Annotated in this window: 13 protein-coding genes; 7 read left to right on the top strand and 6 right to left on the bottom strand. The window is 60.0% G+C overall.

The genetic code is table 11. The annotated features are described in order from the left end of the window. Positions 1-45: 45 nt before the first annotated feature. From livH to glpG, 6 genes are all read left to right on the top strand, one after another. A complete protein-coding gene (livH, locus tag G5171_RS18885) occupies positions 46-972 on the top strand; it encodes a high-affinity branched-chain amino acid ABC transporter permease LivH (protein ID WP_005339439.1) in 927 nt (308 codons plus the stop codon). Then, positions 972-2,240, top strand: a complete 1,269-nt coding sequence (locus G5171_RS18890; protein WP_216952426.1) for a high-affinity branched-chain amino acid ABC transporter permease LivM — start codon at positions 972-974, stop codon at positions 2,238-2,240. Before livH ends, G5171_RS18890 begins: the two co-directional genes overlap by 1 nt. After that, positions 2,237-3,010: a high-affinity branched-chain amino acid ABC transporter ATP-binding protein LivG gene (gene livG / locus G5171_RS18895; RefSeq protein WP_421260593.1), complete on the top strand. Its 774-nt coding sequence runs from the start codon at positions 2,237-2,239 to the stop codon at positions 3,008-3,010. The genes G5171_RS18890 and livG overlap by 4 nt, the downstream gene beginning before the upstream one ends. A gap of 10 nt (positions 3,011-3,020) precedes the next feature. Beyond that, positions 3,021-3,722: an ABC transporter ATP-binding protein gene (locus G5171_RS18900; protein ID WP_236297787.1), complete on the top strand. Its 702-nt coding sequence runs from the start codon at positions 3,021-3,023 to the stop codon at positions 3,720-3,722. Between the two features lie 122 nt (positions 3,723-3,844). After that, the gene (glpE, locus tag G5171_RS18905; RefSeq protein ID WP_335813133.1) at positions 3,845-4,168 is read left to right on the top strand and encodes a thiosulfate sulfurtransferase GlpE; all 324 of its coding nucleotides are present in this window, start codon (positions 3,845-3,847) and stop codon (positions 4,166-4,168) included. After that, complete coding sequence (glpG, locus tag G5171_RS18910) at positions 4,165-4,998, top strand: rhomboid family intramembrane serine protease GlpG (protein WP_421213372.1); 834 nt, start codon at positions 4,165-4,167, stop codon at positions 4,996-4,998. Before glpE ends, glpG begins: the two co-directional genes overlap by 4 nt. Positions 4,999-5,064: 66 nt before the next feature. Here glpG and G5171_RS18915 read toward each other — a convergent pair whose 3' ends face one another. Beyond that, positions 5,065-7,503, bottom strand: a complete 2,439-nt coding sequence (locus tag G5171_RS18915; protein ID WP_421213374.1) for a VolA/Pla-1 family phospholipase — start codon at positions 7,501-7,503, stop codon at positions 5,065-5,067. A 297-nt stretch (positions 7,504-7,800) separates the two neighbouring features. Here G5171_RS18915 and ubiK point away from each other — a divergent pair, with 297 nt between their 5' ends. Next, a complete protein-coding gene (ubiK, locus tag G5171_RS18920; RefSeq protein ID WP_005339429.1) occupies positions 7,801-8,058 on the top strand; it encodes a ubiquinone biosynthesis accessory factor UbiK in 258 nt (85 codons plus the stop codon). 54 nt (positions 8,059-8,112) lie between these two features. Here ubiK and G5171_RS18925 read toward each other — a convergent pair whose 3' ends face one another. From G5171_RS18925 to rho, 5 genes are all read right to left on the bottom strand, one after another. Next, on the bottom strand, positions 8,113-9,084 hold the full coding sequence (locus G5171_RS18925) for a GGDEF domain-containing protein (RefSeq protein WP_421251522.1): 972 nt from the start codon (positions 9,082-9,084) through the stop codon (positions 8,113-8,115). Between the two features lie 270 nt (positions 9,085-9,354). Then, positions 9,355-10,053, bottom strand: coding sequence for an NAD(P)H-flavin reductase (gene fre, locus G5171_RS18930; RefSeq protein ID WP_421251521.1), 699 nt, complete (start codon positions 10,051-10,053; stop codon positions 9,355-9,357). A gap of 146 nt (positions 10,054-10,199) precedes the next feature. Further along, a complete protein-coding gene (ubiD, locus tag G5171_RS18935) occupies positions 10,200-11,669 on the bottom strand; it encodes a 4-hydroxy-3-polyprenylbenzoate decarboxylase (protein ID WP_158114355.1) in 1,470 nt (489 codons plus the stop codon). Between the two features lie 33 nt (positions 11,670-11,702). Beyond that, the gene (locus tag G5171_RS18940) at positions 11,703-12,695 is read right to left on the bottom strand and encodes a hypothetical protein (protein WP_421251520.1); all 993 of its coding nucleotides are present in this window, start codon (positions 12,693-12,695) and stop codon (positions 11,703-11,705) included. Between the two features lie 108 nt (positions 12,696-12,803). After that, a complete protein-coding gene (gene rho, locus G5171_RS18945) occupies positions 12,804-14,069 on the bottom strand; it encodes a transcription termination factor Rho (RefSeq protein WP_005339417.1) in 1,266 nt (421 codons plus the stop codon). Positions 14,070-14,268 lie beyond the last annotated feature (199 nt).

Here is a 14,268-nt window from a genome sequence, read left to right on the forward strand (position 1 = left end):
CGCTCACCCCCTCCTCTCTTTGCGGGCAAGTACAGGGAACGCAGTATGTCCGAACACCTCCTTTATCTCGTTCAGCAACTGCTGAACGGATTAACCATAGGCAGCACCTATGCGTTGATCGCCATTGGCTACACCATGGTCTATGGCATCATAGGCATGATCAACTTCGCCCACGGCGAGGTTTACATGATCGGCTCCTATGTCGCTTTTATGGTGATGGCGGGGCTCATGATGATGGGCATCGACAGCACCTTTCTACTGCTGGGGGGCGCCTTCCTGGTCAGTATCATCATCACCGGCACCTATGGCTGGAGCATCGAGCGGGTCGCCTACCGGCCACTGCGCGGTGGCAACCGGCTGATCCCCCTCATCTCCGCCATCGGCATGTCGATCTTCCTTCAGAACATGATGCGCATGGCTCAGGGCTCACGGGATATCGCCATGCCCAGCCTGATCTCAGGTGGCTGGACCCTGGGGGGTGAGGATGGTTTTCAGGCCAGCCTCTCCTATATGCAGCTGATTATCTTCGTAGTGACTTTCATCACCATGCTGGCGCTGACCCAGTTCATCGGCCGCTCCCGCATGGGCCGCGCCTGCCGCGCCTGTTCGGAAGATATCAAGATGGCCAATCTGCTGGGCATCGACACCCACGTGGTCATCTCCATCACCTTCGTGCTGGGGGCTGCACTGGCCGCCGTGGCCGGGGTGCTGCTCGGCATGTATTACGGCGTCATCAACCCCTACCTCGGCTTTATGGCCGGTCTGAAGGCCTTCACTGCCGCAGTATTGGGCGGTATCGGCAGCATTCCGGGCGCCGTACTGGGCGGCCTGCTGCTGGGGGTGGTTGAAGCGCTCACCGCCGGTTATCTCAGCACCGAGTACAAAGATGTGATGGCGTTTGCCCTGCTCATCTTTGTGCTGCTCTTTATGCCTACTGGCATCCTGGGTCGTCCGGAAGTGGAGAAAGTGTGATGAAACATCAATTGATCCACGCCTGTATCGCCAGCCTGGTGCTGCTGGTGCTCTCTTTCTGGCTGCTCGGCTTCAAGCTGGAGACCGATGGCTCCAGCCTGCAGGTAGTGAGCCGCCTCGATGTGTCGCTGGCCTGGCTACTGGGGGGCGCCACCATTGTTTTCTGGTTCCAGATGCTGCGCGGCCAGATTGCCAAGCTGTTTCAGGCCTCCATCAGCGGCTTCTCGGTCGGCTTCACCAAGCTGGTGCTGCCGAGCCCGGAAGAGGCGCCCAAGCTCTATAACCTCACCGCCGTGCTGGTGCTGCTGTTTGCGGTGAGCTGGCCCTTTATGGCTTCTCGCGGCGCCATCGATCTCGCCACCCTCACCCTGATTTACATCATGCTGGGGCTGGGGCTGAACGTGGTGGTCGGCCTCGCCGGTCTGCTCGATCTCGGCTATGTCGGCTTCTACGCGGTCGGTGCCTACAGCTATGCCCTGCTCAACACCTACTTCGGACTGAGCTTCTGGGAGTGCCTGCCCATCGCCGGGCTGATGGCCGCTACCTTCGGCTTCCTGCTCGGTTTCCCGGTGCTGCGGCTGCGGGGGGACTATCTGGCCATCGTCACCCTGGGTTTTGGCGAGATCATCCGCATCCTGCTCAACAACATGACCACCCTGACCGGCGGCCCGAACGGGATCTCCGGCATTCCCAAACCGACCCTGGGGGGGCTGGAGTTCAACCGCACCGTCAAGGATGGGGGCTTTGATACCTTCCACAACTTCTTCGGCATTACCTACAACGCCAACCACAAGGTGATCTTCCTCTACCTGATGGCGCTGGTGCTGGTGGTGGTGACCCTGTTCGTCATCAACCGCCTGCTGCGCATGCCCCTTGGCCGCGCCTGGGAAGCGCTGCGGGAAGACGAGATCGCCTGCAAATCGCTGGGGCTCAACCCCACCATCATCAAGCTGACCGCCTTCACCATAGGCGCCACCTTCGCGGGCTTTGCCGGCAGCTTCTTTGCCTCGCGGCAGGGCTTTATCAGCCCGGAATCCTTCGTCTTTATCGAGTCGGCCATAGTGCTGGCGATTGTAGTGCTGGGCGGCATGGGCTCGCAGATCGGGGTGGTGCTGGCCGCCATCGTGATGACGGTGCTGCCGGAGCTGGCCCGCGAATTCAACGAGTACCGCATGCTGATGTTCGGCCTCTTGATGGTGTTCATGATGATCTGGCGGCCACAGGGATTGCTGCCGATGACCCGTCCGCATCTGGAGTTGAAGAAATGAGCACTCATCAGAAGTTATTGGAAGTCTCTGATCTGTCGATGCGCTTTGGCGGCCTGCTGGCCGTCAACGGGGTCAAGCTGGATATCGACAAGGGCGAGGTGATCTCCATCATCGGCCCCAACGGTGCGGGCAAGACCACCATCTTCAACTGCCTGACCGGCTTCTACTGCCCGAGCGGCGGCATCATCCGTTACAAGGGTGAGGAGATCCAGGGGCTGCCCGGCCACCTCATCGCCCGCAAGGGGATTGTGCGTACCTTCCAGCACGTGCGGCTGTTCAAGGAGATGACAGCGGTGGAGAACCTGCTGGTTGCCCAGCACCAGCACCTCAACACCAGCTTTATCGCCGGTCTGTTCAAGACCCCAGCCTTCCGCCGGGCGGAGCAGGAGGGGCTGGAGCGGGCCGCCTTCTGGCTGGATAAAGTGGGCCTCAAGGATCTTGCCAACCGCGCCGCCGGCAACCTGGCCTACGGTCAGCAGCGCCGCCTCGAGATCGCCCGCTGCATGGCGACTCGTCCCGAGCTGCTGATGCTGGACGAACCGGCCGCCGGTCTCAACCCGAAGGAGACCGACGAGTTGGACGAGCTCATCATGAGCCTGCGGGACGAATTCGAGGTCTCGGTGCTGCTGATCGAACACGATATGAAGCTGGTGATGGGTATCTCCAACCGCATCTTCGTGGTCAGTCAGGGCACCCCGCTGGCCCACGGCAAGCCGGATGAGATCCGCAACAACCCGGCAGTGATCAAGGCCTATCTGGGCGAGTCGTAAGGACAAAAAGATGTTAGAACTTCGCAACGTATCGACCCACTACGGCAAAATTCAGGCGCTGCACGATATCAGCGTCGAGGTGAAAGAGGGTGAAATCGTCACCCTGATCGGCGCCAACGGCGCGGGCAAGACCACCCTGCTGATGACCCTCTGCGGTGAACCCAAGCCCAGCAGCGGCTCCATCTGGTTTGAGGGGGAACAGATCAGCTCCCTCACCACCGCCCGCATTATGCGCAAGGATATCGCCGTGGTGCCGGAGGGGCGCCGCATCTTCGCCCGCCTGACGGTGGAGGAGAACCTGCTGATGGGCGCCTTCTTCGTCGACAAGGCCGAGCAGCATGGCCTGCTGGATCAGGTGTTCACCCTGTTCCCGCGCCTGCACGAACGCTTGCAACAACGGGCGGGCACCATGTCCGGCGGCGAGCAGCAGATGCTGGCCATCGGCCGTGCCCTGATGAGCAAACCACGCCTGCTGCTGCTGGATGAACCCTCGCTGGGGCTGGCCCCCATCGTCATCCAGCAGATCTTCGACACCATTGAGCAGTTGCGCCAGAAGGGGATGACCATCTTTCTGGTGGAGCAGAACGCCAACCAGGCGCTCAAGCTGGCCGACCGCGGTTATGTGCTGGAGAACGGCCACGTGGTGCTGCAAGACACGGGCGCCGCCCTGCTGGCCAACCCGGCCGTGCGGCAGGCCTATCTGGGCGGTTAACCCACTGAGCCGCATGCCATATCAACAAGGGAGCCGCTGGCTCCCTTATCTTTTGTGGGGTTAGTTTGCGCCCAAGCTTGCGGTACACTGGCCCGTAATCAACCTATTCGCAGGACATCCCGATGGACCAGTTTGCCCATATCAATGCCCATGATGCCCACCAGAAACTGAGCGCGGGTGAAGCCCGTCTGGTGGATATTCGCGACCCGCAATCCTTTGAAGCGGCCCACGCGGTCGGCGCCTTCCACCTCACCAACGGCACCCTGGTGCGCTTTATGAACGAAGTGGATTTCGATACCCCGGTCATCGTGATGTGCTATCACGGCAACAGCAGTCAAGGGGCCGCCCAATACCTGCTGCAACAGGGTTATGACGAGGTCTACAGTCTGGATGGCGGTTTCGAGGCGTGGCGCCGGGAGTTTCCCATCGAGGCTAGCGAGGCATGATCCAGCTGCTGGTGCTCGACAACGCCCGCATGGCGCAGGCGCTGGTGGACTATCTGGCGACCCTGGGCATCTCCTGCGAGCTGACCCAGTCCGAGCTGGGGGTCACCATCTGGTTGGCGGACGAGCAGCGCCTTGCTCAGGCCCAGCTGGAGGTGAAGCGCTTTCTGGCCGAGCCGGCCCACCCGCGCTACATGGAGGCCTCCTGGCAATCCGGCCGCGCCGATGCCCGCATCGACTACAGCAAGGGGATGACGGATCCCATCACCGACTTCCTCCATCAGGCAGGGCCGCTGACGCTGGTGGTGATCATCGCCTGTCTCGCCATCTACGGGATCGAGGCCATCGGCCTGCCCATCTACGATGAACTGGCATTCCACCCGACGCTGGCCCAGTTCACCGACTGGCAGGCGTGGCGCTATTTCACCCCCGCTCTGATCCACTTCTCGGTGCTCCATCTGGTGTTCAACTTGCTCTGGTGGTGGTATCTGGGGGGCCAGATCGAGCAGCGCCTCGGCAGCGGCAAGCTGCTGATCCTGCTGCTGGTGGGCGCTGCCCTGCCCAATATCGCCGAGTTCTTTGCCAGCGGCCCGCTGTTTGGCGGCCTCTCCGGCGTGGTCTATGCCCTGCTCGGCTACTGCTGGCTGCGCAGCAAGCTGCAACCGGCCTGCGGCCTCACACTGCCACCGGCGCTGATGGGCTTTATGCTGTTCTGGATGGTGCTCGGCTTCTTCGACATGCTCGGCACCAGCACCGCCAACATCGCCCACCTGACCGGTCTGCTGGTCGGCCTGCTGCAAGGCTGGCTGGATCGCAACCACCAGCCGACCTGATTTTTCAGCAGTTGCAGAAACGAGAACGCCGCCCCGAAGGGCGGCGTTTTTTTACGCGATAGGCAGTTACTGCTTGATCAGGGTGTCATCGGTTACCTTGACCGCCGCACCGCCACTCATAAAGAAGCTGGCAAACTGGGTCTGGATCTCTGAAGTGACCGCACCAACCTGATCGAAGTTCGCATCAGGGGCCAGCAGCGAGCTATGGCCCCCTTTCAGGAAGCGCGCAGCATGATGGACGGGGCCAAGGTAACTATCGGTCAACGGTTTTAATCCCATCACCCGGAACAGCGGCTCGGTACCACCCAGCGGCGCAGAGGCAATGCTGTTGGGGATCACCTGATCCGGCAAGCTGAGCGCACCATCACCAACAATTTCGGTGGCGAATAGCGGGAAGCTCTTGGCGACGCCACTGCCCAGATTGATCGGGTCGGCAGAGTCCAGCACTGACTGGGCGGCAAAGGTATAGCTCTGCAAGGTGCTCGCAGCCCCCGCCTGAGTAGCCGCATCCAGACTGGGCAGGAACTCGTTCACGAAACAGGTCGGCACCGCCGTCTGGCAACCGGGAGCATAAGCCTCAAACCCGGCCTTCAACTCGGGACTGCCCGAGGTAAGCACGCTCATCTTGATGGTCGGCCCGAAGCTCGGCGAGTTGAGCAGCAACGGGGCGATGCCGCCACCCGGCATCGACAGACCACCGGTTGAAAACTCGAACATGCTATCAGCGGCGTTACCCATTTTCTGGTTGGCCACCGCCAGCAGATTGGCCCCGGTAATGGCGCCGAGCGAGTGCCCAAGGAAGTGAACTTTCAGACCGGCACCGCCCAACTGACCGCCCAGCCCCTTGGCATTAGCCAGACCGACAGCCAGGCGCAGACCCAGCAGATCGGCCACGCTCTGCTTCAGGTTATCCCGCGCCACCGTCAGATAACCCAGATTCAGGTAGGGAGTCGGATTCTCGGAGGTGGTGACAGTATCCATGCTGCCGCTCAGGGCATAGCCACGCTCGCCGTGCAGCGGGTGATCGATCACCACGACAGCAACCACCTTGTTCACTGAGGGGTCTAACCCGGCACCTATCTGGCTCAGCGCCAGCGCATAGGCGTTCTCCTTGATAGAAGTGACCCCGTGCTGATAGATGATCACATCAGTGACAGTGCTAAGGTCAGTGGTGGGGGCAAAGATCCGCAGCGGTACAGATTGTACTTCGGTCAGGGTCGGCAGCGGGTTGAAACGGCCAATATTGCGCTCGGCATCCAGCGGCTTGCCACCTGAGGTGAGAGTCACCCCGATCAGCTTGCTCGCCTCCCTCAGCAGATCGGCCTGACGGCTCGGATCGGCAATCAGCTCACCCAGCAGCTCCGGATTCACTCCGGCGCCTACCAGCCCACCGATCACCTCGCTATCACCCGCTTTCAGCGCGTTGGCGATGGCATAGAGGCTGGGAATGGCGCCGTGCCAGGATTGGGTCTTGGCCTTGTCCCAGGAACCGGCTATCGCTGGAGTAGAGAGGAAATAAGGGAGCTTGACGGTACCGGTATACACCTTGGTCGCCGCCGCGACGCCGTTCAATGTGGCATTAGCAGCCACAGCTGCAGCAATCGCATCCCGATCATCTTGAGGCAAGAATGGCTCGTTCGCCAGCTGTGTCAGGAAGGGCACCCCGCCATTGAGCGCATCAATCGTATATGTTCCCGGCAGACTGGTGTTGCCTTTGGCGTCCTGCTTCCACAGCGATGCAGCATCCAGGGTCGGGCTCTGCAACACGGTGGCCGCAGCGCCCTTCACTGCCAGCAGCACATCGGCACCGGACTGGGTGGCAAACCAGTCGGAGAAGATCACCCGATCGCTGGTGATCCCGGTAGCTGCCTTGAACAGCCCTTCCTGCAGCGCAATCAGGCTGCTGATGGTCTGCTCCTGCACGGTTGCACCAGCCGTCGATTTGAAGTTGCTGTAATCACCACCGGCCTTGAGTGGCACACCACGGCTGTCCTTGAGGGCGTCGGTCGCCACGATCATGTAGTAGGAAGAGGGATTAAGCGGCTTGAGCGGCACCAGATTGAGTTTGCCACCACCATCGCTTACCACAAAATCGGTGCCATAGGTCAGAGGCTTGTTGTTCTTCACTCCGACAGGACGCTGAGTCACCGGATCCAGCACCAGCTCCAGCAGATAGAGGGGTGCAATGGCCGAGGCATACTCGCCGGCGGCCGGTGCCGGCACAGAGACGCCGGTCACGGTCGCCGGCACCAGCTGGACAGGTTGGGTGGTTGACCAGCCATCCAGGGTGGAGAGGGCAGATACCGGGTTCGACAGATCGGCAGTCTCGGTGGAAAACTTCAGGGTACCGTCGCTGGCACGGGGGGCCAGCACACTCGGGCGAAGACCACTGCCACCACTCAGGGCATAGTCCAGGGAGCTGGTGGTGTCTCCCTTGTTGTTATCTCCACCACATCCGGCCAGCAGGGCGCTGACCACAGCTGCATAAATTAGCTTCTTCTTCATTTTTTGTTCTCTTTATAGGTTGTTGTCCATCACAAGCCAACGAAGCATTCACCACTTCGACCGCTCAAAGTTAACATAAAACCAACAACCAACGAGACTCATGTTGGTCATCTTCTGCTCAGGTTTGTGGAGAGAATCAAGGTTTTACGGCAACAAAGGGGCGCAAGGGTAGCAACAGTGGAGGATTAACCAGACCCGACCAGCCAGCAGGCACCATCACGACTAAAAAGCCGTCGCGATCTCGGCAAAGTGAGGGAATTGTCGGTAGAATGTCCACCAACGCTTAAGGAGGACATCATGATCGACCCGAAGAAACTGGAAGAGATCGCCAAGCAGGTGCACAACTCCCTGCCACCCGGCATTCGCAGCATGGGTGAAGAGGCCGAGAAGAAGATGCGTCAGGTGCTGCAGGCCCAGCTGGGCAAGCTGGATCTGGTCAGCCGCGAAGAGTTCGACGTGCAGACCAAGGTACTGCTGCGTACCCGTGAAAAACTGGCCGCCCTCGAAAGTAAGCTGGCTCAGCTCGAGCAGCAGCTCGGCGCCAAAGGCGAATAACGAAAACCCCGGCTCGGCTGGGGTTTTTGCTTTAAATTGAACCTGTAAAAAACATCACACCTGAAGCAGATACCAGGCCCGCTTGCCGCGAGCCTTGGCCTCGTACATGGCCCTGTCAGCCACCTCCAGCGCCTGCCGGAAGGTCAATGGCCCCTCCTCCCACAGGGCGATACCGATACTGAGCCCGACCCGTTGCGGGCAACCGGGTTTGGGTACATAACCATACATCCGGCTGATCAGGGCATCGGCCAGATGAGCCAGTGCATGGTTTGATACATCACGATGCAGATAAACCACAAACTCGTCACCGCCATAACGGCCGCACAGGGCCGAGCCCGGCATGATGAGACGCAACCACTCCGCCATCTGCTGCAGAACCTGATCACCGCAGGCATGCCCCAACTGGTCATTGATCCCCTTGAAATCATCCAGATCGATAAAGAGCAGCGCCCCCGCTCCTTGCGGCGGCTGCAGAGCGAACGCCTTGCCAAATCCCTGCCGGTTGAGCAGCCCGGTGAGCGCATCGCAGTTGGCCCGCTCCGCCAGCCGCTGTTCATAGGCCTTGCGCTGGGTGATATCGATATGGGAGCCCATGATCCGCAGCGGCTTGCCATCACCATCCCGCTCCACGACACGCCCCCGATCCCATAGCCAGGTGACAGAACCATCCGGACTGACCGTACGATATTCAGCCTCGTAGAAGGGCGTTTGACCCTCAAGATGGGCAAAGTAGCTACCCATGGCATGAGCGCGATCGTCGGGATGGAGCTTGGCGTTCCAGAGCTCAAAACTGGGAGCCATATCGCCAGCCTGGAAGTTTTGCAGATTGAAGACCCGCAGCTCGCCGGTGGGAATGGTGCCCTGCCAGAGACAGATGCCGGTGCCATCGAGGGCGGCATTGAGCTTCTCCTGCAACAGGGCATTTTCATGCTTCAGTGCGGCGATTTCAGCCTGCAAACGGGCCATTTCACTACCATGAAGGGACGGGATCAAGGTTGAGATCAGCTCGACAGAGCCGGACTCCAACCGGTTATCCTCCGCAGATGCCCTGCCCTCTTCACTCAACACTGTTCCACCTCGTGCTATCACTATGGATATCCTTATCCAGTCCGCTGAGAATCCCCGACCAAGATGCCACCAGCCACGGTTAATTAGTAGCCACCCATGTTAAAAATGGTGGAAGGTCATGGGGTAAAGCTGCGATTGCCATACCAAGGTGCATCATTGTGCACGGTGGAAGGCCCAAAAAAAGCCCCCGGCAAAACCGGGGGCTGTGTCATCCAGACGGGGATCCCGTCAAATAAATTCGTAGGCGTCACCAAAGATGCGCTCCGGCTCGGCGCCGAGGATCTTGAACTCCTCACGCGCGGCCCCCGCCATCTCGAAACGGCCGGCGACATAGATGTCGTAGTCGTGGAGGCTGACGAAGTCATCCATGATCGCCTTGTGCACCAGCCCGCTCTTGCCGGTCCAGTCAGTATCAGGCTCCTGTACCACCGGGATAAAGGTGAGCGGTGCATAGTCACGCTCCCACTGCTGCATCTGCTCCAGCTCGTAGAGCCAGTGAGCCTGACGCACTCCCCAGTAGAAGAACACCGGGCGCTTGCTGCCCGTGTCGATCAGGTACTCCAGAATGGCGCGGGCGTAAGAGAAACCGGTGCCGCCCGCCATCAGGATCAGCGGACGGGGGGATTCATCGCGCAGGAACGCCTTGCCAGCCGGCAATTCGACCTCGATCTCCCCCTGCTCGCGCATGCGGGCCAGCACCTGACCGGCGTAGGCGTTCTCGGGAGTGGCACCAATTTGCAGCTCCAGCACGCCCGGGCGGGTCGGCGAGTTGGCGATGGAGAAGGGGCGCTTGTCCGAATCGCTCATCACCACCAGCAGATACTGGCCCGGCTTGAAGCTGATCGCTTGCTGCGGCGTCAGAGCCACATGCCAGATGGTGTCGACATATTCGCGCAGTTCCTCTACGCGGCATTTGATACGTTGCATTCTTGTCCTTGTGGCGGGCTCGCTCGGCCCGCTTCGCTCATTGTTTCACTATGGAGTGACGACCAGCAGCCCTGGCCCCGTCAGTCGAGAATACTCAAATAACTGCGGATCGCATCACTTTTTGCAGCAAAGCTGTCATGTTTGCCTCATCCGAGGATATTGAGCTCATCCCAGATGGCATCGACCTTCTGCTTCACCGCCTCATCCTGAACTATGGGCTGACCCCACTCCCGATTGGTCTCGCCCGGCCACTTGTTGGTGGCATCCAGCCCCATTTTGGAGCCGAGGCCGGAGACCGGCGAGGCGAAGTCCAGATAGTCGATCGGGGTGTGCTCGATCAAGGTGGTGTCCCGTGCCGGGTCCATCCGGGTGGTGATAGCCCAGATCACATCCTTCCAGTCGCGAGCGTTGACGTCATCGTCACACACCACCACGAACTTGGTGTACATGAACTGGCGCAGGAATGACCAGACTCCCAGCATCACCCGCTTGGCGTGGCCCGGGTAACGCTTCTTGATGGTCACCACCGCCATCCGGTAGGAGCACCCCTCCGGCGGCAGATAGAAGTCCACAATCTCGGGGAACTGCTTCTGCAGCAGTGGCACGAACACCTCGTTCAGCGCCAGACCCAGTACCGCCGGTTCATCGGGCGGACGGCCGGTGTAGGTGCTGTGATAGATGGCATCGCGCCGCTTGGTGATGTGGGTGATGGTAAAGACCGGGAACTCGTCTACCTCGTTGTAGTAGCCGGTGTGGTCGCCATAAGGGCCTTCCGGCGCCATCTCACCCGGCTCAAGATAGCCTTCCAGCACGATCTCGGCGCTGGCGGGCACCTCCAAATCGCAGCTGATGGCCTTGATCACCTCGGTACGGCTGCCGCGCAGCAGACCGGCAAAAGCATATTCGGAGAGGGTATCCGGCACTGGCGTCACGGCACCAAGGATGGTCGCCGGATCGGCGCCAAGCGCTACCACCACCGGGAAGCGCTCGCCCGGATGGGCCTCCTGCCACTCGCGAAAATCGATGGCACCGCCACGATGATCGAGCCAGCGCATGATCAGCTTGTTCTTGCCGATCTTCTGCTGGCGATAGATACCGAGGTTCTGGCGCTTCTTGTAGGGGCCACGGGTGATGGTGAGGCCCCAGGTGACCAGCGGCGCCACATCGCCGGGCCAGCAGTGCTGGATCGGGATCTGGTCGAGATCGACCGCATCTCCCTCCTGCACCACCTGCTGGCAGGGGGCGGAAGAGAGGCGCTTGGTCGGCATGTTGAGCACCTGCTTGAAGATCGGCAGCTTCTCCATCAGCTCCTTGAATCCCTTGGGCGGCTCGGGCTCCTTGAGATAGGAGAGCCAGACCCCGACCTGACGCAGGGCGCCCACATCGGGCTGCCCCATGCCCATGGCAACCCGATCCGGGGTACCGAACAGGTTGGTCAGCACCGGCATGGTGTAGCCTTTGGGATTTTCGAACAGCAGAGCCGGGCCACCCGCACGCAGGGTGCGATCGCTGATCTCGGTCATCTCCAGATAGGGATCTATCTCGCGGGTGATGCGCTTGAGTTGTCCGTTTTGTTCCAGCTGCGCGATGAAATCACGCAAATCCTTGTATTTCATGCAAGTTCCCAACCGGGTTCAGGAGGTCACGCATTATAACCCTGGCTGCCCATCGGGTGTACCCGAATCGGGCAGCAGACTCGGTGCAATGGGTGGCATGTCACGCTGGCCGAGGCGTCTGGCCAGCGCAGAGAGCAGCTGGGGCTCGTCCACCTCCATCAACAAACCGGCAACCAGCGCCCCGTATTGGCGGTTGGAGAGCTCCGCCAGCAGGTATTTCTGGGCTTGCGGTGGCAAGGGGGAGAGTGCGCTCAGCTGACGCAGTGCGGCCCCCTTCAATCCCTCATTGCCACTGGCGGCAATCAGCAGATCGCTGGCAGCACTGCCGTGATGAAAGCGGCTGATGGTGGAGAGTGCGCGCAGCGCATCCTGATCTGCCGGCCGCCGCCACAGCATGCTATAGAGCGCCGGTTCCCCGGTGCGCTGCAACAGATGGAACAACAGATGATTGTCGGGCAGATAGATATTCTGGCTGGCCAGCACTTGCGCCTCCCGCATCCAGATCGGTTGCGGCAAGCTGTCGAGGGCCAACAACAGGGCTTGCTGCTGCATGGCGAGATCGGGGTTACTGCTGTAGTAGATGGACTTTAGCTGGAAGCTGCCCTGGGCAAGCTGATGCCGATAGTGCTGCACCAGTGATTGCAATTGCCACTCCCCCAGCAACTGACGGGCCTGCGCGGCAAAATCATAGACAGGTTGCTGCACCAGAAAACCGTCGACCTGCTGCTCCATGAGCCACTCGGGGGCCTTGTCGGCCTGAGCCTCGACCCACTGTTGCAACGCAGGAGATGCAGGGGTGGTCGCGGGAATATCCCGCAGCAGTTGCAACAGCAGGAACTCCCGCCGCTCGCGACTCAGGGTCGCCAGCAGAGAGTCGATGGCTGCAAATTGCCCCTCCTGCAGACGGCCCGCCAGATAGCGTTGGTGCGTCTGCAACGTCTCGGCTGTCACCGCGACCGGAGCACTCTGCGCGCAGGCTGACATTGCACTCAGCAACCCCAGCAATAACCAGAAAACAGGCTTCATGACGTCTCCATCCATGTGACATCGGGATCTCATACTACTAGGGCGACCGGAAAACAGATAAACAAAAACCGCGACCAGGGCCGCGGTTTCGTCATTTTCTGACCGGACTTACTTCTGCTGGCGCCGCATGGCGTCGAAGAACTCGTCGTTGGTCTTGGTCATCGCCAGCTTGTCGATGAGGAATTCGATACCGTCGATCTCGCCCATCGGGTGGACAATCTTGCGCAGGATCCACATCTTCTGCAGCTCGTCACCTGAGGTGAGCAGCTCTTCTTTACGGGTGCCTGAGCGGGTGATGTCGATGGCCGGGTAGACACGCTTCTCGGCAATTTTGCGCGAGAGGTGCAGTTCCATGTTGCCGGTCCCCTTGAACTCTTCGTAGATAACCTCGTCCATCTTGGAGCCGGTATCAATCAGCGCGGTGGCGATGATGGTCAGGCTGCCGCCCTCTTCAACATTACGCGCGGCGCCGAAGAAGCGCTTGGGACGGTGCAGGGCGTTGGCATCCACACCACCGGTCAGTACCTTGCCGGATGACGGGATGACGGTGTTGTAGGCACGTGCCAGACGGGTGATGGAGTCCAGCAGGATCACCACATCTTTCTTGTGCTCGACCAGACGCTTGGCCTTCTCGATCACCATCTCGGCAACCTGAACGTGACGGGAAGCAGGTTCGTCAAAGGTGGAAGCGATCACTTCACCTTTCACCATCCGCTGCATCTCGGTCACTTCTTCCGGACGCTCGTCGATCAGCAGAACGATCAGTTCACAGTCCGGGTGGTTGTAGGCGATGCTCTGGGCGATGTTCTGCAGCAGCATGGTCTTACCGGCCTTGGGCGGCGCCACGATCAGGCCACGCTGGCCTTTACCGATGGGGGAAGCCAGGTCAAGTACACGGGCGGTGATATCTTCGGTAGAGCCGTTACCCCGTTCCATACGCAGACGTTCGTTGGCATGCAGGGGGGTAAGGTTTTCAAACAGGATCTTGTTGCGGGAGTTTTCCGGACGGTCGTAGTTGACCTCGTTGACCTTGAGCAGCGCGAAGTAACGTTCGCCCTCTTTCGGTGGCCGAATCTTGCCGGAGATGGTATCGCCGGTACGCAGGTTGAAGCGGCGGATCTGGCTCGGGGAGACGTAGATATCGTCAGGGCCTGCCAGATAGGAGCCGTCTGCACTGCGCAGGAAGCCGAAACCATCGGTCAGGATTTCCAGCACACCGTCGCCAAAGATATCTTCACCACCCTTGGCGTGTGCCTTGAGGATGGCAAAAATAATATCTTTCTTGTGCGCCCGAGCCAGATTTTCCAACCCCATGGATTCGCCAAGCTTGACCAGCTCGGACACAGGAGTGTTCTTTAATTCAGTCAGATTCATAGTGGTGAAAGTCTGTAAGCAAGGATTGAAATGAGGAGACAGTCTGCTGGATTGATGCTGATCGGATTTGATTTGCCAGGCTGATGTGTGAGCAAAGAGTCAGGCAAAAAGGTTAGCAAACGAGCGATAAATTAGCACCAATCGGGGTGAGCGTCTAGGTGATAAAACACAAGGAGCGCATTATTGCAATGCGCTCCTC

It is taken from the genome of Aeromonas sp. 600774 (assembly GCF_049175075.1).
Lineage (GTDB): Bacteria > Pseudomonadota > Gammaproteobacteria > Enterobacterales > Aeromonadaceae > Aeromonas > Aeromonas veronii_A.

Bases quoted from the DNA above. Each gene is read 5' to 3' on its own strand.
- fre (WP_421251521.1), bottom strand. From the start codon at position 10,053: ATGCAACGTATCAAATGCCGCGTAGAGGAACTGCGCGAATATGTCGAC.
- G5171_RS18890 (WP_216952426.1), top strand. From the start codon at position 972: ATGAAACATCAATTGATCCACGCCTGTATCGCCAGCCTGGTGCTGCTG.
- G5171_RS18900 (WP_236297787.1), top strand. From the start codon at position 3,021: ATGTTAGAACTTCGCAACGTATCGACCCACTACGGCAAAATTCAGGCG.
- ubiK (WP_005339429.1), top strand. From the start codon at position 7,801: ATGATCGACCCGAAGAAACTGGAAGAGATCGCCAAGCAGGTGCACAAC.
- livG (WP_421260593.1), top strand. From the start codon at position 2,237: ATGAGCACTCATCAGAAGTTATTGGAAGTCTCTGATCTGTCGATGCGC.
- rho (WP_005339417.1), bottom strand. From the start codon at position 14,069: ATGAATCTGACTGAATTAAAGAACACTCCTGTGTCCGAGCTGGTCAAG.
- livH (WP_005339439.1), top strand. From the start codon at position 46: ATGTCCGAACACCTCCTTTATCTCGTTCAGCAACTGCTGAACGGATTA.
- ubiD (WP_158114355.1), bottom strand. From the start codon at position 11,669: ATGAAATACAAGGATTTGCGTGATTTCATCGCGCAGCTGGAACAAAAC.
- G5171_RS18940 (WP_421251520.1), bottom strand. From the start codon at position 12,695: ATGAAGCCTGTTTTCTGGTTATTGCTGGGGTTGCTGAGTGCAATGTCA.
- glpG (WP_421213372.1), top strand. From the start codon at position 4,165: ATGATCCAGCTGCTGGTGCTCGACAACGCCCGCATGGCGCAGGCGCTG.
- glpE (WP_335813133.1), top strand. From the start codon at position 3,845: ATGGACCAGTTTGCCCATATCAATGCCCATGATGCCCACCAGAAACTG.
- G5171_RS18915 (WP_421213374.1), bottom strand. From the start codon at position 7,503: ATGAAGAAGAAGCTAATTTATGCAGCTGTGGTCAGCGCCCTGCTGGCC.